This is a genomic window from Azospirillum endophyticum, assembly GCF_016595245.1.
In the GTDB taxonomy this organism is placed as follows: domain Bacteria; phylum Pseudomonadota; class Alphaproteobacteria; order Azospirillales; family Azospirillaceae; genus Azospirillum; species Azospirillum endophyticum.
Genome location: NZ_JAENHM010000072.1, coordinates 20,629 through 40,282 on the forward strand (window position 1 = coordinate 20,629; position 19,654 = coordinate 40,282).

13 protein-coding genes are annotated in these 19,654 nt (G+C 68.7%); 8 read left to right on the forward strand and 5 right to left on the reverse strand.

The window, feature by feature from the left end; genetic code table 11:
* Positions 1–4: 4 nt before the first annotated feature.
* Positions 5–2,545, reverse strand: coding sequence for an ankyrin repeat domain-containing protein (locus tag JHL17_RS26410; protein WP_200197663.1), 2,541 nt, complete (start codon positions 2,543–2,545; stop codon positions 5–7).
* A 216-nt stretch (positions 2,546–2,761) separates the two neighbouring features.
* On the opposite strand from JHL17_RS26410, the gene JHL17_RS26415 reads away from it, so the two are divergent.
* The 4 genes from JHL17_RS26415 to JHL17_RS26430 all read left to right on the forward strand — a co-directional run bounded on the left by JHL17_RS26415 (position 2,762) and on the right by JHL17_RS26430 (position 6,243).
* Positions 2,762–3,679, forward strand: coding sequence for an ROK family protein (locus JHL17_RS26415; RefSeq protein ID WP_200197664.1), 918 nt, complete (start codon positions 2,762–2,764; stop codon positions 3,677–3,679).
* A gap of 208 nt (positions 3,680–3,887) precedes the next feature.
* The gene (locus JHL17_RS26420; protein WP_200197665.1) at positions 3,888–4,211 is read left to right on the forward strand and encodes a hypothetical protein; all 324 of its coding nucleotides are present in this window, start codon (positions 3,888–3,890) and stop codon (positions 4,209–4,211) included.
* Positions 4,212–5,098: 887 nt separating this feature from the next.
* Complete coding sequence (gene otsB, locus JHL17_RS26425; RefSeq protein WP_247893838.1) at positions 5,099–5,923, forward strand: trehalose-phosphatase; 825 nt, start codon at positions 5,099–5,101, stop codon at positions 5,921–5,923.
* An 83-nt stretch (positions 5,924–6,006) separates the two neighbouring features.
* Positions 6,007–6,243, forward strand: coding sequence for a hypothetical protein (locus JHL17_RS26430; protein WP_200197667.1), 237 nt, complete (start codon positions 6,007–6,009; stop codon positions 6,241–6,243).
* Between the two features lie 16 nt (positions 6,244–6,259).
* On the opposite strand, the gene JHL17_RS26435 is transcribed toward JHL17_RS26430, so the two are convergent.
* Entirely contained in the window at positions 6,260–6,571 is a 312-nt protein-coding gene (locus JHL17_RS26435) for a peptidoglycan-binding domain-containing protein (protein WP_200197668.1), read from the reverse strand.
* Positions 6,572–6,735: 164 nt separating this feature from the next.
* A protein-coding gene (gene prfB, locus JHL17_RS26440) for a peptide chain release factor 2 (protein WP_200197669.1) occupies positions 6,736–7,867 on the reverse strand; the annotation gives its coding sequence in 2 pieces (ribosomal slippage) (positions 6,736–7,797 and positions 7,799–7,867; 1,131 coding nt in all).
* Positions 7,868–8,192: 325 nt separating this feature from the next.
* Between prfB and JHL17_RS26445 the strand changes: the two genes are divergently transcribed.
* Positions 8,193–9,629, forward strand: a complete 1,437-nt coding sequence (locus tag JHL17_RS26445) for an MBOAT family O-acyltransferase (protein ID WP_200197670.1) — start codon at positions 8,193–8,195, stop codon at positions 9,627–9,629.
* Positions 9,630–9,649: 20 nt separating this feature from the next.
* Positions 9,650–10,765 carry an SGNH/GDSL hydrolase family protein gene (locus tag JHL17_RS26450; protein WP_200197671.1) on the forward strand — a complete coding sequence of 372 codons (1,116 nt, stop codon included), beginning with the start codon at positions 9,650–9,652 and terminating at the stop codon, positions 10,763–10,765.
* 87 nt (positions 10,766–10,852) lie between these two features.
* On the opposite strand, the gene JHL17_RS26455 is transcribed toward JHL17_RS26450, so the two are convergent.
* Both JHL17_RS26455 and JHL17_RS26460 read right to left on the reverse strand, forming a co-directional pair.
* Positions 10,853–13,390, reverse strand: a complete 2,538-nt coding sequence (locus JHL17_RS26455) for a penicillin-binding protein 1A (protein WP_200197672.1) — start codon at positions 13,388–13,390, stop codon at positions 10,853–10,855.
* Between the two features lie 224 nt (positions 13,391–13,614).
* The gene (locus JHL17_RS26460; protein WP_200197673.1) at positions 13,615–15,141 is read right to left on the reverse strand and encodes an N-acetylmuramoyl-L-alanine amidase; all 1,527 of its coding nucleotides are present in this window, start codon (positions 15,139–15,141) and stop codon (positions 13,615–13,617) included.
* Positions 15,142–15,831: 690 nt separating this feature from the next.
* On the opposite strand from JHL17_RS26460, the gene JHL17_RS26465 reads away from it, so the two are divergent.
* Together JHL17_RS26465 and greB are read left to right on the forward strand one after the other, a co-directional pair.
* Positions 15,832–18,978 carry an Rne/Rng family ribonuclease gene (locus JHL17_RS26465; protein ID WP_200197674.1) on the forward strand — a complete coding sequence of 1,049 codons (3,147 nt, stop codon included), beginning with the start codon at positions 15,832–15,834 and terminating at the stop codon, positions 18,976–18,978.
* Positions 18,979–19,079: 101 nt separating this feature from the next.
* Positions 19,080–19,640, forward strand: a complete 561-nt coding sequence (gene greB, locus JHL17_RS26470; protein ID WP_200197675.1) for a transcription elongation factor GreB — start codon at positions 19,080–19,082, stop codon at positions 19,638–19,640.
* Positions 19,641–19,654 lie beyond the last annotated feature (14 nt).

Here is a 19,654-nt window from a genome sequence, read left to right on the forward strand (position 1 = left end):
CTCGTCAGCGGGGCTTCAGTGCCTCCACCACCTGCACATGCCCCTGCAGAGCGCCCAGCGTCAGGGCGGAATTGCCGTTGGCATCCATCCGGTAAGGATTGGCGCCGTTGTCGAGCAGCAGCTTGGCGACCGTCTCGTGCCCGTTGTTGGCGGCATACATCAGCGCCGACCAGCCATAGGCGGTTGTGCGGTCGACCATCACCCCGCGCTGGATCAGCGTACGCGCCACATCCTCGTGGCCGCGCGCGGCAGCGGCCATCAGCGCGGTCTTGCCGTCGCTGTTGGTGGTGTCGAGGTCGGCACCGCCGTCGGCCAGCGCCCGGACCACGGCGTCATGCCCACCCCAGGCGGCATACATCACCGCGGTGGCGCCGTCGGAGGTGCGCAGGTCGGTGCGGGCGTGGCGTTCCAGCAGAACGCGGACCGCATCGGTCAGCCCCTGTTCGGCGGCGATCATCAGCAGAGTCTTGCCGTTGTCCAGCCGCGAGTCGGCAGTGGCGCCGCCCTGCAGCGTGCGCGACAGCTCCGCCGGGTTGCGCAGCAGGGCCAGCACCGATTCGCGGTCGCCGAGTCCCGGGGTCGCCTTCGCCGGCACCGTCGAGCTTCCCGGCGCCGTTCCCGTGGAAGAGCCGATGGCCGGGCCGGTATAGACCCGCTGCTCGCTCGCCGCGCGGATGCGCTCGGCCAGATCGGGGCTGTCGGGCGCGATCATCTGCGCCCGCTCGTAGAAGCGCTTGGTCTCCGACCAGTCGCCGTCACGCTCGGCCAGCAGAGCCCAGCGGCGATAGGTATCGGCCATGGTGGTCAGCAGTTCAGCCGCCTCGGGCGTGGCCGGCGCGATCTGCCGGATGCGCTGCACCGTCTCGTAGGCATTGTCGCCAGGCGGCGTGGTCAGACGTTTGCCGGCGATCTGGCGGCGGGCCTGGTCGACCATCGCGCGCACGCGCTGGGCGGTTTCGGCATCCGCAGCCGCGGCCTGCGGTACGGTAGGAACGGCGGCGGTCGCCGACGGATCCTCCAGCGGCGGCAGCGAAGCGACGCCCGGTGCCGCTTCGGTGCTGCCTGCCGACGCCGGGGGCTTGGCGGCGGCCGGCACGGAGGCCGGGGGCTGCGATTGAACCGGTGGCAGCGCTGCGGTCTCGACCGGAGCGGACGCCGTCGGAGTGGTGGAGGCCGAAGCGAGGGACGCCCCCGACTTCGCCACCGTCTGGGTGCCGGTCGCAGGCGGCGACGCAACGGACTGGGAGCCTTGACCGGGTGCGGCCTGGGCTTCCGTGGTCACGGCGGGCCGGCTGGCAGGGACGGTCGCGGCAGGCTGGGTGACGGCCGGCACCGCAGGGGATGCGGCCGATCCGGAAACCGGAGCGCCGGCCGCCGGGGCGGCTGCCTGCTGTTTGGCGGCTGGGGCGTTGCCGCCGATCAGTTCCTGCACGGTCCGCTCGACCGAATCGCGCGCGCGGGCCCAGCCATCTTCGATCATTGCCAGCGCACGGTCGGGCGAGGCGCCGGGCACCGCGGTAAAGATCGCCGCGCCGGCAGCCCCCAGCAGGACCAGCGTGGTCAGCGCCGCACCGGCATAAAGCCCCGTCCGGCGCGGAGCCCGCATGGCTTGAGCCTGGCCGAATTCCTGGTAGCCGCCCTGATGGCCATCCTGATACCCGCCGTTGCGGTATGCCGCGTCGAGCCTTTCCGCACCAGTCATGGGACCGGCCACCGGAGCGGGCGCGCGGTCGCTCCATCCCAGATCGTCCTGCCGCTGGCCGGCCGACCAGTCGTTCGCGGGCGGGATCGCCGCCGGCGGAGGCGGCGCCTGCTGCGGACCGCGGCGTTCCATCCGTGCCGGCTCCTCCTCCACCACCGGGGGCGGAGGAACGGCCAGGATCGGCGCGGGACGGGGCGACGGCGCCCGCGAGACGGGGGCGGCGGCACGCGCGTCGTCGGCCATGCCGCCGCCCGCCGGCAAGCGATAGACCACGCCCATGTCGCGCAATTCGTCCGCCAGCCCGGCACGCGCCAGCGTTCCCTCCAGTTCGGGCGTGCCGCAGAGCAGCACCTGCATGAAACGGCCGGCCGGCGTTTCCGCACGGGTCAGGTCGACCAGATCGGCCAGTACCGGTGGGGCCAGGACGGCGGCATTGTCCACCGCCAGCAGCCCGGAACCGGCAAGCTCCAGACGTTCCTCCAGCGCGGCGATCAAGGCGTCGAAATCGGCTTCGCCGTCCTCTCCCCCGGCGGCCAGATCGGGCAGCGCACCGGTGCCGGCAGCGGCGACCAGATCCTCCACCTCGGCCCCGACCGACGCCATGACCGGCAGCGCCATGGCGCCGTCGGCCTCGACATGCTCGACCAACTGGCGGAACAGGGCGGGACGTCCGGAGCCGGCGTCGCCCACCAGCACCAGAAGCCTCTTGCGGGCCAGGAAAGCCAGGACCAGTCCATCGCGGACCTCGGCAGCGGTGGTGCCGACGGACTCGCAGGAGGGATCGTGGTGGCCCGGAGCGGCGCGCCGGGCGCGCGAGGAATGTTTCGGGGCAGAACGGTCCATGGACATCTCGAGACGCCGATCAGTGAAGGATGCGCTCGATAGACTCTAGTGATGCGCCCCCCAAGCCCCGACGGAGCAAAGGGCGGTCGCCCCCTCTCTTCCGGGGTGGGTGGACTGACCCTTCCGGCGCGAAAGCAACCCTGGCCCGCCGGACGGAGGAGCGGTATAGGGTTGCCCCCAAAATCCTTGTTTCCCACCATCCGGACGGCGGCGGTCATGCGAGTCGGAATCGATTTGGGCGGCACCAAGATCGCTGCCGTGGCGCTCGATCGGAACGGGACGGAATTGGCCCGCCACCGCCGCCCGACCCCCCGCGGCTATGACGCCACGCTGGACGCCCTGGCGGAGACGGTCGCGGTCCTCGACCCTGCGGGCAAATCCCCGGCAAGCGGGGTTCCGGCGGACGCTCCCGGCGTCGGCATCAGCCTGCCCGGCGTGGTCGATGCCGCGGCCGGGCGGGTGCGCGCGGTGAACCTGCCCTGGCTGGACGGCCGGCCCTTCGCCGCGGATGCGGCACGGCGGATCGGCCGGCCGGTGCGGATCGCCAACGACGCCAACTGCTTCACCCTGTCGGAGACGACCGACGGGGCGGCAGTCGGAGCGGCGGTGGTGTTCGGCATCATCCTGGGAACGGGCGTCGGCGGCGGCATCGTGGTCGATGGCCGCATCCTGCCCGGCGCCAGCGGGTTGGCCGGCGAATGGGGGCATGCCCCGCTGCCTTGGCGCGACGATGCCGACGGCCCGCCGGTCGCCTGCGGCTGCGGCAAAACCGGCTGCCTGGAAACCATGCTGTGCGGGGCCGGTCTGTCGCGCCTCCACCTCCACCTGAACGGCGAGACGCTGGATCCGCCGGAGATCGCCGCCCGCGCCCTGGCCGGCGATACCGCCTCGGCCGGTACCCTGGCCCGCCATGCCGATACGCTGGCCCGCGCCCTGGCGCCGATCGTGAACCTGCTGGATCCCGACATAATGGTGGTCGGCGGCGGCCTGTCCGCCCTGCCCGGCCTGTGCGAGGCGGTGACCCGGCGATGGGGCCACTGGACGCTGACGGCGGCTCCCCGCACCCGGATGATGGTCGCCCGCCACGGATCGGAAAGCGGGATGCGCGGTGCCGCCCGCCTGTGGCCGGGCTGAGCAGGTTTTCCGAACTCCTCCCACAGATGGGCGGGCTCGGAAAACCTGCAAAACCATAGAGTCCGCAGGTTTCTCCAGGCCGGGCCTGTGGCCCGATCTGGAGAAACCTGCTGAGCGCCACCACTTCCGCGACGGTTGCCGCAACCAACGGTCACGGAGTGGCACGGGACTTGCGCATTCTCAGGATGGACCGAACGGGGGTACGCCCATGATGCGGAAGAAATTGGGGACGCGAGCCACAGGCAACAGCGTCCATTTGCATTTTGCAAACCGGAACGCGACGCGGGCCGGAAAACCTGCGGCGCGTTTGCATTCTGCAAATGATTCCAATGCAGGACAGGGGACCGGCCTCCATCTGGAACATGCCTGCGCCAGTCTGCAGAATGCGGCCGTCGAGCTGGAAACGGTGCTGGCGACGCTGCCGGGCGACGAGCAGGCGGACCTGCATGAGGCCATCGGTTCGATCATGGAGACGTTGCGGCTGATCGCATCGACCCATGCCCGGCTGGAACCGACGCTCGCTGCCGATTGACGCGCCGTTCCGACGACCGACGACAAGAAAAAAGGCAGTCCGCCGGGACCGCCTTTTTTTTCACGCCTGAGTGCCGCAAGCCTGCTCAGTCGGTGATGGTCTGCCAGAAGAAGAAGGCGACGGCGAGGACGATGATGGCGATGTCCATGGGAACGGCTCCTGTGGATGTGGGCGGATGGGCATCTCGCCCCGATTTATGCGACAGGATCTATACGCGAGTTCGCACGCCGGGGGCAGTGCTTCCGTTCCCCTGCGGCGGTTTTTCACTCCTCGCCGGCGACAGCGGCCGATCCGCGCAAAAAATTCCAACGGGCGGACGCTGCCCGCAATTCCGTCGCCGCTCCCGCCCAGGAGCGGCACGCCGGCCATCGGAGCCTAAGCGCTTGGGCGGACGCTTGCCGCAGCCCGGACCAACTCTTTGTAAACAAATGCTCTTTTGAAATCCCCAGACCGGCGCCGCGGTCCCGGACATGATTTCCGGCCGCCGTCGCCCGCCCCACCGCCTGACCGAACAGTGAATTCAAGGCGGGGAAATCACAGCGCTATGACTTTTGTCAGGGGTTGCCTTCCCAGGGGGGTTTCTGGCAAGAAAAAGGCCGCTGAACACAGCGGCCTTGAGTTTAGGGAGGAAACGCCCAAGAAGGGCGAAGCAGCAATCGCTTGCTGCACTGCAACAGTACCAGAACCCGGGGGCACCGCAACCCCCAAAGCCGGCCCCCCTGTGGGGCCGCAGCTTTTGGAGGGGCCTGTTGCGGATCGGTCACAGCCATGCCGTTCCATTCTTCGGAATGCAAGCCGTTCCCTCATCCCGGCCGTTACACTCCCGCGGTGCGCCGGCTCCCGCCAGCCACCGCGTCCCGACAGGCAGCGGCGCTGAGGATCCAGCTTTGACCTCCCTCCCCCAATCGGGCTCCCTATCGGCCCCTCCCTCGGCCCTCGCCGAGTTCGATGCTTTCGCCGCGTCCCTGCGCGGGCGTACCCCCGCTCTTTTCCTCGACTACGACGGAACGCTGGCGGACATCGCGCCCCGTCCGGAACTCGCGGCGATGCCGGACGAGGCGCGCGCGGTGGTCCGGCGCCTGTCCGCTCTCTGTCCGGTCGCCTTCGTCAGCGGCCGCGACCTCGACGATCTGACCGCCATGGTGGCCGTGGATGGGCTGGTCTATGCCGGCAGTCACGGTTTCGACCTGCGCGGACCGGACCTGCGCCGGCAGGTCGGCGTGGACTATGTCCCCGATCTCGATGCCGCGGACCGGCGTCTGCGGGACCGGCTGGACGGCGTTGCCGGCGCGCTGGTGGAGCGCAAGCGCTTCGCCATCGCCATCCATACCCGCCAGGTCGCTCAACCCGAGAAGCCTTCGGTCGCCGAAGCCGTCCGTGCGGTGGCCGATGCCCAGCCGCGCCTGCGGATGACCGGCGGCAAGGAGCTGTTCGAGCTTCGCCCCAACCTGCCCTGGGACAAGGGCCGGGCCGTGCTCGCCCTGATGGAGGCGCTGGGGCTGGAGGGGAGCGGCACCATGCCGATCTATCTCGGCGATGATGAGACCGACGAGGATGCCTTCCGCGCGCTGACGGCCCGCGGAGAGGGCGGCGGCATCGGCATCCGGGTGATGGAGGAGCCGGCGGCGACCGCGGCGACCTGGAGCCTGCGGGATCCGGCGGAGGCCGCGGCGTTCCTGGGGCGGCTGGCGGATTGGCTGGCGCAGGGATGAGGTTCGGGGAGCATCGTCCCCATTCACCAACCCTAAACCCTCGCTTCCCTATCCTGGCCCTGCCACCAGCAGGACAGCGCACCATGGATATCGGATCGGCCAGCACCGCCACGCCTTACCGGCCGCAGGCCAGCGCGCTCGACGGCTTGCAGGACGCGCAGGCGCGGACGGAGGCGGCATCGGAACAGATCGCGGCGGGCAACCTGGACCCGGCCGTGGTGCTGGACCTGACCTCCGCCCAGGTGGATTTCGCCGCCAACGCCAAGGTCCTGCAGGCGACGCAGGAGAACAGCCGCCGCCTGCTCGATATGCTGGCCTGAAACCGGGGTGGCGGAATCAGCGCGGCTTGTTGGGACCGTAGATCTTGGGCTGGCTGAAGTTCAGGTGGTCGAGAAGCCCCTGGGTGGCACAGCCGTCGACCGGCAGCTTCGCCGCGCGCTGGTAGGAGCGGATCGCCGTGCGGGTGCGCGAGCCCATCTTGCCGTCGACGGACCCGGCATTGAAGCCGTGATCGTTCAGCGCCTCCTGGGCACCCGAGATGAAGGCCAGGCGCATCTCGTCCGGCAGATTGTCCGTTTCGCAGGCGGCGAAGGCCGGCGTCGCCAGCAGCATGGCACCGCAAAGGGCCGGAAGAAGAAGTCTGTTCATGGATCGGTCGCTCCGGATCGTTGACGTGGCAGCCTGTTGAAACAGCCGAGCCCAGCCTTCCATTCCAAACGGCCTGTTCAAACCGGCCATTCGGGAAAGCCATTCGGGAAAGCGCCGAATCGAGAAGGGCGGCCGCAAGCGACCGCCCCTCTCCTCTCGACCGGTCAGCCCCCGGCGGCGTGCGCGTCGTCGCTCTGCCCCTTGATCCGGGAGGCGAGCGCCGCCTCCAGGAAGGGATCGAGCGCGCCGTCCAGCACCGCCTGGCTCTGCGAGGTCTCCACGTCCGTCCGCAGATCCTTCACCATCTGGTAGGGGTGCAGGACATAGGAGCGGATCTGGTGGCCCCAGCCGATGTCGGTCTTGGTGGCTTCCAGCGCGGCGGCGGCATCCTCGCGGATCTTCAGCTCCCGCTCGTACAGGCGGGCGCGCAGCATGTCCCACGCCTTGGCGCGGTTCTTGTGCTGCGAGCGCTCCTGCTGGCAGCTCACCGCGATGTTCGTCGGGATGTGCGTGATGCGCACCGCCGAGTCGGTCTTGTTGATGTGCTGTCCGCCGGCGCCCGACGCCCGGTAGGTGTCGATGCGGCAGTCCTTCTCGTTGATCTCGATGTCGATCTTGTCGTCGATCACCGGAGATATCGAGACGGCGGCGAAGCTGGTCTGGCGCCGCGCCTGGCTGTCGAACGGGCTGATGCGCACCAGACGGTGCACCCCGGCCTCGGTCTTCAGCCAGCCATAGGCGTTGTGGCCCTTGATCTGCACGGTGGCCGACTTGATGCCGGCCTCTTCACCCGGCGTCTCGTCCAGCCAGTCGGCCTTGTAGCCGTGCTGTTCCGCCCAGCGGGTGTACATGCGCATCAGCATCAGCGCCCAGTCCTGGGCCTCCGTGCCGCCGGCGCCGGCGTTCACCTCGACGAAGCAGTCGTTGGCATCGGCCTCGCCCGACAGCAGGCTTTCGATCTGAAGCTTGTTGGCACGCTCGCGCAGGCCGTAGAGCTGGGCCTCGGCATCGGCGACGACGGTGGCGTCCCCTTCCGCCTCGCCCATCTCGATCAGTTCCAGGCTGTCGGACAGGTCGCGCTCCAGAGCGCGGTAGCCGGAGACCGAGGTGTCGAGCTGGGTGCGCTCGCGCATGATGGTCTGGGCCCGCGTCGGGTCATCCCAAAGCTTGGGATCCTCGGCGAGGTTGTTCAGTTCGTCGAGACGTCGCAGTGCGTTGTCCCAGTCAAAGATGCCTCCTCAGCAGCGCCAGCGATTCTCTGATCTCGCCGGCGGCCGCTTCGATCTCGGCCCGCATGGCGGTGCCTCCTCGTTAGCCAGTGTTGAAAGGTTCGTCGTCCGCATATGTAGCGGCTCGCTCCCCGGCTTGCACCCCCTTAATGACCGGCCCGGCACGCCGGCAATGGGAAGGCTTGCCACTTTCGAGTATGGCCCAGCCCCTGCTTGGGGGTCCTATCCTTTTGGAATCATAAGCCCGGTTCATTTCAGAGTACGTCCCAAATCCGGCCCCACAACCCTACCGCGGTGGCCGGGAATCTCCGAAATCGAGGTTATGTTCTGCCTCGTCATTCGCCTTTCTTGCGCGAATGCGTGGACGCGCGACCATCTCTGCCGGGGGCACGATGAGCTTCACCAGCCTGAACTTCCTGTTGTTCATCACCGTGTTCAGCGCCGGCTTCATGGCGCTGGCCCGTACGCGCGCCTTCACGCCCTTTCTGCTGGCGGCGAGCTACATCTTCTACGGCTACTGGGACTACCGGTTCTGCGGCTTGCTGGCGCTCAGCACCTTCATCGACTTCTACTGCGGACTGAAGATCGCCGACTCGCCCGACCGCCAGACCAAGAAGCTGTACCTGTTCATCAGCCTGGGCGCCAACCTGGGCATGCTGTTCTTCTTCAAATACTATAATTTCTTCGCCGACAGCGCCGAGATCGCGCTGGCCTCGCTGGGGGTGGAGATCGGCCGGCGGACGCTCGACATCCTGCTGCCGGTCGGCATCTCCTTCTACACCTTCCAGAATCTCAGCTACGGCATCGACCTCTACACCGGCGAGGTGAAGCAGCCGGAACGGTCGCTGATGCGTTACGCCACCTTCGTCGCCTTCTTCCCGCAGCTGGTGGCCGGCCCGATCGTGCGGGCGCGCGACCTGCTGCCGCAAATCCAGCAGCGGCCGCGCGATATCCCCTTCGCGGAACGCTTCGCCGGGCTGGAGAAGGTGATCTGGGGCTATTTCCTGAAGATCGGCCTGGCCGACAACGCCGCGGTGGTGGTCGACGCCCGCTTCCACCAGCCGGAGTTCTTCAACGCGCTACAGCATGTGATCGGGCTGTTCTGCTTCTCCCTGCAGATCTACGGCGACTTCGCCGGCTATTCGCTGATCGCGATCGGGCTGGCGCAGATCTTCGGCTACACCATGTGCGAGAACTTCGCCCGGCCCTATTTCGCCAGCGGCATGCGCGACTTCTGGCGGCGCTGGCACATCTCGCTGTCGACCTGGTTCCGCGACTACGTCTATGTGCCGATGGGCGGCAGCCGCACGCGCTGGCTGCGCATCCGCAACGTCGTCATCACAATGCTGATCTCCGGCCTGTGGCACGGCGCCAACTGGACCTTCGTACTGTGGGGCGCGCTGCATGGCGGGCTGATGCTGGTGGAGGACGGTGCCCGCCGGTTGGCCGCCGTCAGCCCGGTGCGCTTCAGCGGCCCGATGCTGGCCGCCGGGCGGCTGGTGATGATCGGCCTTGTCTTCATCGTGGTGACGCTGACCTGGCTGCCCTTCCGCGCCGACAACTTGCAAACGGTCTGGACCATCCTGGGCATCATCGGCCAGGGCGATTTCGGCCTTCAGCAGGGCAACCAGCAGGCCAGTTCGCTGCTGCGCGTCGCCGTCACCGGGCTGATCGTGCTGATGGTCGATGCACTGGTGGAGCGCGGCGCCGGCCGTCGCTACGCCGGGACGAACGTGGTGGCGCGGTCGATGGCCTGCTCCGCCCTGATCCTGGTGATGCTGCTGTTCGGCAGCTTCGCCAACCACGCCTTCATCTACTTCCAGTTCTGAGATCCGACGGAGACCTTCCCATGTACCGCCTTCTGGCTTGCATCGCGCTGATCCTCGCCACCGTCACGGCGATGGACCGGGTTCTGGCCTCGGCGCTGGGCGATCTGCTGCTGCGCTCGAGCGACCGCTTCATGGCGATCTACCGCCCGTCGGAGCCGGAGGCCGCGCCGGCCGGCAAGCCGGGCACGAGGCCGGACGCCAAGCCGCCCGCCACGCCGGAAGGCCAGCCGAGCCCGCTGCTGGTGAAGGCCGCCCTCACCACGGAACCGCGCCCGGCCAAGCCGGCGGCCGTTGCGTCGGCCGGCACAGCGGCCAATGCGCCGGCACGGGGACCCGCCGATGTGCTGGTTCTCGGCAATTCGCGGGCGGACAACCACTTCCCGGTCTCCGCCCTGCAGGACATGACCTGCGGCCGGGCGCTGAACCTGGGGATGGGTGGCGCGCCGACCGTCCTGTCGGCCCTGCTGTGGGAGGACTATATCGAGCGGCATGGAGCGCCGCGCCTGCTGGTTCTGGAGCCGACCGGCGTGGTCGACAATCCGCACGATCTCGCCGACCTGCCGCTGCTGGCCCACTACTCGCCGCGCATCGATGCCTTCGTCCGGCAGGAGAACAAGGAGCTGTGGATGGCGAACCACGCCTTCAACCTGATGACCTTCAACAACAACCAGACCATGCGGCTGGTCGCCGGCCTGCTGAAGCCCGCCGCCGACCGCACGCTGGTCGGTGCCATCCCCCAGCCGATGAAGAAGCAGCTCGCCGCCGCCCCCGAAGAGATGATGACCGCCGACAACGCCAATTGGCAGGCGCTGGACCACATCATCACCAGCGCCCAGTCGCACGGCACCCGGGTGGCGGTGGTGATCACCCCCTATTTCCCGACCTATGCCGGCAAGCTGAAGAATTTCGATGCCTTCTTCGCCGAGTTGAAGGGCCGTTTGCCCGCCGGCGTCACCGTGATCGACGCCCGCCGCGCCGTGGACAAGGACGAGCTGTTCATGGATGCCCTGCACATCAACGAGGACGGCGTGCGCGCGATGTTCGCGGCGCTGGAACCCGACCTGCGTCCGCTCGGCAGCTGCCCGGTCGATGCCCTCGCGTCGCTGTCGGCGACACCGGGAAATTCGACGCATTGATCGCTATCGCCAGCTCTCATCCCCACCACTTGGCAGCCGGATGCATGAAAAAGGGGCGCCCCGTTTGGGCGCCCCTTTTTCTTATCCTCAGTACAGACCGCCCGTCCCAAGCGTCGCAGCGGCCGGCGGAGCCGGTATCCCCGGCTGCTGGGCGCCGAAGCCCGCGGCGTTCGGATCGCCCATCATGGCGCCCATACCCTGCGAGGAGCCGTCGAGCACCACCTGCGGCTGGTCGGGGTTGGGTTCGGTACCCGGCAGGAAGGCTTCCCAGATGGCGCGGCTATCGCCGAACTGGGCCAGCTGGCCGTTGGCCGGGTTGACGCGGACGAGGCGCAGGCCGGGCGGCACGCGGAACGGCGTCGCCGGCTTGTCCTTCAGCGCCACCTGCATGACCTCCTTGAACACCGGCACCGCGGCCGAACCGCCGGTCTCGTGGCCGCCCAGCGAGCGCGGCTGATCGAAGCCGATATAGGTGCCGACCACCAGATCGGGCGAGAAGCCCATGAACCAGGCGTCGTGGCTGTCGTTGGTGGTGCCGGTCTTGCCGGCCAGCGGCTTGCCCAGCGACTTCAGCGCCGCCGCGGTGCCGCGCTGGACCACGCCTTCCAGGATCGAGACGATCTGGTAGGTGGTGCGCGGGTCGTTCACCTGCTCGCGGGTGTCGGGCACCGCCGGGACCCCCATCCCGTCCTTCCAGGCGACGCTGGTGCAGCCCTCGCACGGGCGGTTGTCGTGACGGAAGACGGTCTTGCCGTTGCGGTCCTGCACGCGGTCGATGAAGGTCGGCACCACCCGCTTGCCGCCGTTGTCCAGCATGGCGTAGGCGGTGGCGAGCCGCAGCACGGTGGTCTCGCCGGCACCCAGCGACATCGGCAGGTAGGGCTGCAGGTTGTCGACGATGCCGAACTTCTCGACCAGCGCCTTGACCTTGTCCATGCCGATCTGCTGGGCGAGGCGGACGGTCATGACGTTGCGCGACTTCTCGATGCCGACGCGCAGCGGGGTCGGGCCGTAGAATTCGTGGCTGTAGTTCTCCGGCCGCCAGACCGGCTGCCCGCCGCCCGGATCGAAGGAGAAGGGGGCATCCATCACCAGGGACGACGGGGTGAAGCCCTGGTTCAGCGCCGTCAGGTAGACGAAGGGCTTGAAGGACGAACCGGGCTGGCGCAGCGCCTGGGTGGCCCGGTTGAACACGCTCATGGCGGGGGAGAAGCCGCCGACCATCGCCAGCACGCGGCCGGTGTGCGGATCGAGTGCCACGAGGCCGCCCTGCACCTGCGGGATCTGGCGCAGGGCATAGCTGCCCGCCGGCAGTTCCTTGGCCGCCGACTTGTCGGACTTCTTCGCCGGTTTCTCATCCTCGTCCTTGGCCGCCGGGCCGCTGATCTGCTCGACCAGCAGGATGTCGCCCAGCTTGGCGACGTCGGACGGCTTGCGGATCGCCGGACCGGCGACGTCGCCGTCCTTGGAGGCGCGGGCCCAGCGCAGCTCGGACAGCGGAATGCGGCCGCGTGTGCCGTCGGCAACGCCGATGTCCAACCCGTCCGACTGGTCGTCCTTCAGCACCACCGCAAGCTTCCAGCCCTCCGACCCGGCGGGCGGCGGCATGGCGGCAAGCTTCTTCGGCCAGTTGTCGAAATTCTCCATCTTTGCGACCGGGCCGCGCCAGCCATGGCGGCGGTCGTAGGCGATCAGCCCGTCGCGCAGCGCCTTGGTCGCGGTGACCTGCAGCACCGGGTCCATCGAGGCGCGGACCGACAGCCCGCCCTCGTAGAGCGCCTGTTCGCCATAGAGCTTCACCAGCTCGCGCCGGACCTCCTCGGAGAAGTATTCGGCGGTCACCACCTCCTGCTCGTCGCGCTTGCGGGTGAGCAGCGGGCGCCCTTGCGCGGCCTTCGCCTCCTCCGGCGTGATGTAGCCGTCCTCCGCCATGCGGCCGATCACCCAGTTGCGGCGGGCGATGGCGGCATCGTGCTGGCGGTCGGGGTTGTAGTTGGAGGGCGCCTTGGGCAAGGCCGCCAGGAAGGCGACTTCCTCGATGCTCAGCTCATCCAGCGCCTTGTTGAAATAGTTCAGCGCCGCCGCCGCCACGCCATAGGAGCGGTTTCCCAGGAAGATCTCGTTGAGGTACAGCTCGAGGATACGATCCTTGGTGAAGGCCCGCTCGATGCGGATCGCCAGGATCGCCTCCTTGATCTTGCGGGCGAAGGACACCTCGTTGGTCAGCAGCATGTTCTTGGCGACCTGCTGCGTGATCGTGCTGGCACCGACCGGCCGGCGCTCGCGGCCGAAATTCTCGATGTTGGTCAGGATCGCGCGCAGGATGCCGATGGGATCGACGCCCTGGTGGGCATAGAAATTCTTGTCCTCGGCCGCCATGAAGGCATTCATGACTTGGCGCGGCATGGCGTCGATCGGCACGAAGATGCGCCGTTCCGAGGCGAATTCCGCCATCAGGCGTCCGTCGCCGGCATAGATGCGCGTGGTCACCGGCGGCTCGTAATTGGCCAGCTTGGTATAGTCGGGCAGGTCGTGGTCGTAATGCTCGAACAGGAAGACCAGCCCCCCGGCGCCGGCAAGCGCCAGCATCACGAAGGCCATCAGCAAGGACAGAAGAAGGCGCATGACCGATCCCGCAAGAAACGACGAACGACGCGCCCACGTTCCGGTTCCGACGGATCCGGATCGCAGGTGCGCCTGACAGGGCGGCGCATCCTACACCGCCGCGGTGCGAAGTGCCGCCCCCGTTCCCGTCATGTCAGGAAAATGTGACACGCAGAGGGCGCACGCAGGAATGCGCCTGCAAGAAGGGGGCGGCCTGATGGATCATTCGCCGGCCAAGCCGCGCCTCAGCTCCGCTGCGCGCCGTGCAGCCAGCGGAAATAGGCATCGATGGTGCGGGCCAGGCCCTTGCCCAGCCGCTCCCGATGGCCGGACGAGGTCAGCAGCTTGATGTCCTGACGGTTCGACAGATACCCCATTTCGATCAGCGCCGACGGCACGTCGGGCGCGGTCAGCACGGCGAAGCCGGCCTGCCGGTGCGGCCGGTTGGGGATCAGCGGCACGTCGCGCCCCATGTTCTGCAGCGCCAGCGTCGCGAAGCGCTTCGAATGGTTCATGGCGTCGCGCTGGGCGAGATCGATGAGGATGTTGGCGACCAGCTGGTTCTCGCCCGACAGGTCGAGCCCGACCAGGGCGTCGGACCGGTTCTCCTTGGCGGCCAGCATCTCCGCCTCGCGGTCCGATGCCTTGTCCGACAAGGTGTAGATGGACAGGCCGCGCACATCGCCGCTGCTGATGCTGTCCGCATGCAGCGAGATGAACAGGTCGGCACCGGCCTCGCGCCCGATGGCGACGCGGTCGCGCAGGCGGATGAACACGTCGCTGTCACGGGTCAGCTTCACCCGATAGCGTCCGGTCGCCTCCAGTTGGCGCTTCACCTCCTTGGCGGTGGCGAGCGTGATGTCCTTCTCATAGATGCCGCCGACGCCGATGGCGCCGGGGTCCTGGCCGCCATGGCCGGGGTCTAGCACGATCAGCGGCTTTTCCGTCACCATCGGCGGCTTGTTGTCCGGCAGCGGCGGAGCGACGGGCAGCGCGGCGGGGATCAGCTGGGCCGGCGGGATCGGCGGCAGCGGCGCGAAGGGCGGCGGGGCGGTGACGACGCCGTTGGACTCGACAGCCGTCGGGCCTGCCGCCGGCTGCTGGGGCGATGGCTGCGGAACCGGAATCACCATCGCCGAGGAGACGATCGAACTCATCGTCAGCGAGCCCTTGGCTCCAACCTGTTTCGTGCCCTCCTTGCCGCCGGTGGCCGCGGCAAGCTGCCGGAACTCCGCCGCCGTGGTCTTTTCCAGATCCAACACCAGACGCGGCTGGTGACCGTCCCGCGCCGGGATCATATAGCCCTCGCGCAGCCGGGCCGGGCCGACCGTCTCGAAGGTCAGCCGCGTGCCGCGCGGGCCGCCCGCCGCATGGTGGTAGCGCGCGACCACCCCCTTGCCCTCCACCGGCAGCGATCCGCCGGGCCAGATCAGGTCGGGAAGATCGACGATGACCCGGTAGGGATCGGCGGCCATCGACACGGTGAAGGATACCGCGTCGCTCAGTTCCAGCACGAAGCGGGTCCTGTCCGGGTGGATGCCCAGCCGGGCGTCGACCACCGCCGTGCGGGGCGGCGCCGACGGCAGCGCCGCCGTGGTCTGCGCCGTCGCCGGTCCGGCCGCCATCCCGGCGATGCCGAAGCCGAGCAGCGCTATCACCAGCAGGACCGGCAGAACCGCACCCAAGCGACGCAGGACCGACCCGCGAGACGAACGAGCGGCAAGCGGCAGGCGGTCGGGTCCGGCAGTGGGCAGGCTGGGCGGCCGTGGCATCAAATCTCCTCGGCGGCAGATGGAAGCGGCAGAACGCGGAGGCGGACGCTCAGCTATAGCCCAGCCAATTCAACGCTCTCAACGCGGATCATCAGACCGCGAGTCAATTCCGGGCGGGGGTGCCGTTCCTGCAACACTGAACTTGGACGCGGCCGTGGAGGCGACGGGACCGGGCTGCCCCGGGTGGAAGGGTTCCTCCCCGCTTCCCCGCGACGAACTTGTTCGCCGAATCGGCGCATTTCCGCGTTGTGCAAGAGGGAACGCTTGTCTATGGTATCTTTGCGACAGACCGCAATTCGCCAGACCAGGGTCGGACTCCCAAGGTGAGCGCCGATTCGCTGATCCCCGGACATCGATTCCATCGATCCGAAGGTCAGCCGATCGCCGGTCACGGGGCCGACCAAGAGGCTGCGGCGTCGCCTCCGACACTGCCTGTCCGGCCATCCGCGCCGGAAGGACGTCGTGGGGTGGCGCGTTCGGATTGGCGGTGAGAGGACGAAACCTCGAAGCTGGCTGTGGCCGCAAGGCGGCAGCCCGGCGCGTGTCGACCGGGCCGTCCTGGCTGCTCTCGTCAGCGCCGTTCGGCGGTTCCGGTCCGTCGTGCCGTATGCTTCGCCCACAACAGACGCTGCGTCCAGGCGGCCCGACCGGTCGCGCGGGTTCCCTGGGTCGCGCCGTTGAGGACCGTATATGGCCAAGCGCATGCTGGTGGACGCCACGCACCCGGAAGAAACCCGGGTTGCCGTGGTCAATGGGAACCGGCTGGAAGAACTCGACTTCGAGATCGCCAGCCGCAAGCAGCTGAAGGGCAATATCTACCTGGCGAAGGTGACGCGGGTCGAGCCTTCGCTCCAGGCGGCCTTCGTGGAGTATGGCGGGAACCGCCACGGCTTCCTCGCCTTCTCCGAAATCCACCCCGACTACTACCGCATCCCGATGGCCGACCGCGAGGCCCTGCTGGCCGAGGAACGCCGGCTGGAGGAGCAGGCGGAAGCCCGGGCCGAGGCGGCTGCCGACGGTGCCGTGATGGGCGAGCCGGTCCGTCCCGAGCAGGTGGTCGAGGAATGGTCGCCGATGCCCTCCCCCATCGCGCCCGAGGCTTCCGACGAGGAAGAAGGCGACGAGGACGGTGAGGATGCCGACTCCGGCGAGGAGCAGGCCGTCCCGTCCGAAGGCGCCGCCCAGGAGACCGCCACCCCGGACATGGTCGGCGGCGACGAGGACGAGGAGGCGGAGACCCAGCGCCGCCGCTCGCGCCCGCTGCGGTCCTACAAGATCCAGGAAGTGGTGAAGCGCCGGCAGGTCCTGCTGGTTCAGGTGACGAAGGAGGAGCGCGGCAACAAGGGCGCGGCGCTGACCACCTACCTGTCGCTGCCCGGCCGCTACTGCGTCCTGATGCCCAACACCGGCCGTGGCGGCGGGATTTCCCGCAAGATCACCAACCCGGCCGACCGCAAGCGCCTGAAGGAAATCCTGTCGGATCTCGACATTCCCGACGGCATGGCGGTCATCCTGCGCACCGCCGGGCTGGAGCGCTCCAAGCCCGAGATCAAGCGCGACCTGGAATATCTGCTGCGCCTGTGGGACGACATCCGCGAACAGACGCTGAAGTCGTCGGCGCCCTGCCTGATCTATGAAGAGGCGAACCTGATCAAGCGGTCGATCCGCGATCTCTACGCCAACGACATCGACGAGATCTGGGTCGAGGGCGAGGCCGGCTTCCGCACGGCGCGCGAGTTCATGGACATGCTGATGCCGGGCCATTCCCAGCGCGTCCAGCTCTACCGCGACAGCCAGATCCCGCTGTTCCACCGCTATCAGGTGGAAACGCAGATCGATGCCATCCACAGCCCGGTGGTGCAGCTGCGCTCCGGCGGCTACATCGTCATCAACCCGACCGAGGCGCTGGTCTCCATCGACGTCAACTCCGGCAAGTCGACCCGCGAGCGCAACATCGAGGAAACCGCCTACAAGACCAATCTGGAGGCCGCCGACGAGGTGGCGCGCCAGCTGCGTCTGCGCGATCTGGCCGGCCTGATCGTCATCGACTTCATCGACATGGAGGAGCCGCGGAACAACGCCGCCGTCGAGCGCCGCATGAAGGAGGCGATGAAGAACGACCGGGCACGCATCCAGCTCGGCCGCATCTCCGCCTTCGGCCTGCTGGAGCTGTCGCGCCAGCGTCTGCGCCCGTCGCTGCTGGAGACCAACTTCGAGCGCTGCCCGCACTGCTCGGGCACCGGCGTCGTCCGTTCCGTCGAATCCGCCTCGCTGCACGTCCTGCGTGCCATCGAGGAGGAAGGCATCCGCAAGCGGTCGGCCGAGATCACCACCTATGTCCCGACCTCCATCGCGCTCTACATCCTCAACCAGAAGCGCGGTGAACTGGCCAAGATCGAAGAGCGTCATGCCTTCAGCGTCATGGTCCAGGCCGACGACAGCCTGATCGCCCCGGACCATCGCCTGGAGCGCAACAGGGCCCGTCTGCCCGACGAGGACGGCCCGCTGGTCAGTGCCGACCGCGTGATGGCCGAGACCGACCGCGCGCTCGCCGCCGAGCCGGTCGAGCCGGTCGAGGAGCTGGAGACCGAAGCCGAAGCCGCCCAGACCGAAGAGTCCGGCGAGCGTGGCGAGGCCATCGGCACCAATGGCGACGGCAATGGCGAGGATCGCCGCCGCCGCCGCCGCCGCCGCCGCGGACGCGGGCGTGACCGCGAGGAAGGCCGCGCCGAGGGCGACAACGCGGAAGGCGAGAGCGAGACGGACGAAGCCGGTCAGGAAACCGACGAGGAGACCGCCCAGGAGTCCGTCGAGACCGCTCTGCCGGTTGCCGCCGAAGCGATTCCCGGTGCCGCCATCTCCGAACCCGCTGCCGACTCCGCCGCTTTCGACTCGGCCGAAGACGGCGATGACGAGGACGAGGATGAGGGCGAGGACGAAACCGGTGCCGATGCCGGCGAGCGCAACGGCGAAGGCCGTAAGAAGCGCCGCCGCGGCAAGCGCGGGGGTCGCCGCCGGTCCCGCCGCGAGGAGGGGACGGAAGGCCTGGAGGGCAGCGGGGATACCGCTGACGAGCAACCCGTCGCGACTCCGGCAGAGGCCTCCCAGACCGGGATCGCTCCGGTTCAGGCTCCGGCCGAGGCGACCGACCTCGACTGGATCCTGGCCGGCGAAACGGCTCCCGAGGCCAAGGCCGAGGACGTCCCGGTTCCGGTGACCGCGACGGAGCCGCCGGCGACCGCTCCGGCCCCGGCCAAGAAGGCGTCGCGCAAGCGCAAGGCCGCCGCCGAGGCTCCGGCCGAGGCCGCTCCGGTCGTCGCTCCGGTGGTGGCCGAAGCCCCGGCCAAGGGCCGCAAGCGCAAGGCCGCCGCTCCGGTCGAAGCTCCGGCGGAAGCCGTTGTCGAAGCCGCTCCGGCCAAGAAGGCGTCGCGCAAGCGCAAGGCCGCCGCCGAGGCTCCGGCCGAAGCCGCTGCCGAGATCGCTCCGGCCAAGAAGGCGTCGCGCAAGCGCAAGGCCGCCGCCGAGGCTCCGGCCGAGGCCGCTCCGGTCGAAGCTCCGGCGGTTGTCGAAGCTCCGGCCAAGGGCCGCAAGCGCAAGGCTGCCGCTCCGGTCGAAGCTCCGGTGGAGGCCGCTGTCGAGGCTCCGGCCGAAGCCGCTGCCGAGATCGCTCCGGCCAAGAAGGCATCGCGCAAGCGCAAGGCGGCTGCCGAGGCTCCGGCCGAAGCCGCGCCAGCCGCCGCGACGGCGCCGGATGCCGCACCCACCGACGAGCCGGCTCCCGCCGGTGGCGACGACGACGCGAATGCCAAGCCGCGCCGCGGCTGGTGGAAGCGGTAAACCGAGCGGCCCAGCGGAAGCTCTGAAACGGGAAAAGGCGCCGCAAGGCGCCTTTTCCTTTTCCCGGACGTTATCATCCCTGCCACAGGACAGGTCGGACCATGAGCAAGGCCTTCACCCGCGAGAGCGATACGCCGCCCGACAGCGATCTTGACGAACTCGACGATCCGGCACCGCTGCCGCAGGGCTTCAAGAACTACATGACCCCACCCGGCTTCCAGCGCATGCAGGAAGAGCTGCGCCACCTGCTGCGGGTCGAGCGGCCGAAGGTGGTGGAGGTGGTGTCCTGGGCCGCCGGCAACGGCGATCGGTCGGAGAATGGCGACTATCTGTATGGCAAGAAGCGCCTGCGGGAGATCGACCGCCGCATCCGCTTCCTGAACAAGCATCTGGAATCGGCGGTGGTGGTCAATCCGCAGGACCAGAAGAACCGCGAACAGGTCTTCTTCGGCGCCACCGTCACCTATGCCCGCGAGGATACCAGCGAGAACACCGTCACCATCGTCGGCGCCGACGAAGTCGATCCCGACCGCGGCCATGTCAGCTGGATCTCCCCCATCGCCCGCGCGCTGCTGAAGGCGCGGGAGGGCGATCTGGTGGACGTCCGCACGCCGGCGGGACTGGAGCAGGTCGAGGTGCTGGAGATCCGGTACGCGGGGTGAGTGGAAAGGTTGGC

Excerpts from the sequence above, each read along its gene's own strand:
- greB (WP_200197675.1), top strand. The coding sequence starts at position 19,080 with ATGAGCAAGGCCTTCACCCGCGAGAGCGATACGCCGCCCGACAGCGAT.
- JHL17_RS26430 (WP_200197667.1), top strand. The coding sequence starts at position 6,007 with ATGGATATCGGATCGGCCAGCACCGCCACGCCTTACCGGCCGCAGGCC.
- JHL17_RS26435 (WP_200197668.1), bottom strand. The coding sequence starts at position 6,571 with ATGAACAGACTTCTTCTTCCGGCCCTTTGCGGTGCCATGCTGCTGGCG.
- JHL17_RS26445 (WP_200197670.1), top strand. The coding sequence starts at position 8,193 with ATGAGCTTCACCAGCCTGAACTTCCTGTTGTTCATCACCGTGTTCAGC.
- JHL17_RS26460 (WP_200197673.1), bottom strand. The coding sequence starts at position 15,141 with ATGCCACGGCCGCCCAGCCTGCCCACTGCCGGACCCGACCGCCTGCCG.
- JHL17_RS26415 (WP_200197664.1), top strand. The coding sequence starts at position 2,762 with ATGCGAGTCGGAATCGATTTGGGCGGCACCAAGATCGCTGCCGTGGCG.
- JHL17_RS26410 (WP_200197663.1), bottom strand. The coding sequence starts at position 2,545 with ATGGACCGTTCTGCCCCGAAACATTCCTCGCGCGCCCGGCGCGCCGCT.
- JHL17_RS26420 (WP_200197665.1), top strand. The coding sequence starts at position 3,888 with ATGATGCGGAAGAAATTGGGGACGCGAGCCACAGGCAACAGCGTCCAT.
- JHL17_RS26455 (WP_200197672.1), bottom strand. The coding sequence starts at position 13,390 with ATGCGCCTTCTTCTGTCCTTGCTGATGGCCTTCGTGATGCTGGCGCTT.
- JHL17_RS26465 (WP_200197674.1), top strand. The coding sequence starts at position 15,832 with ATGGCCAAGCGCATGCTGGTGGACGCCACGCACCCGGAAGAAACCCGG.
- JHL17_RS26450 (WP_200197671.1), top strand. The coding sequence starts at position 9,650 with ATGTACCGCCTTCTGGCTTGCATCGCGCTGATCCTCGCCACCGTCACG.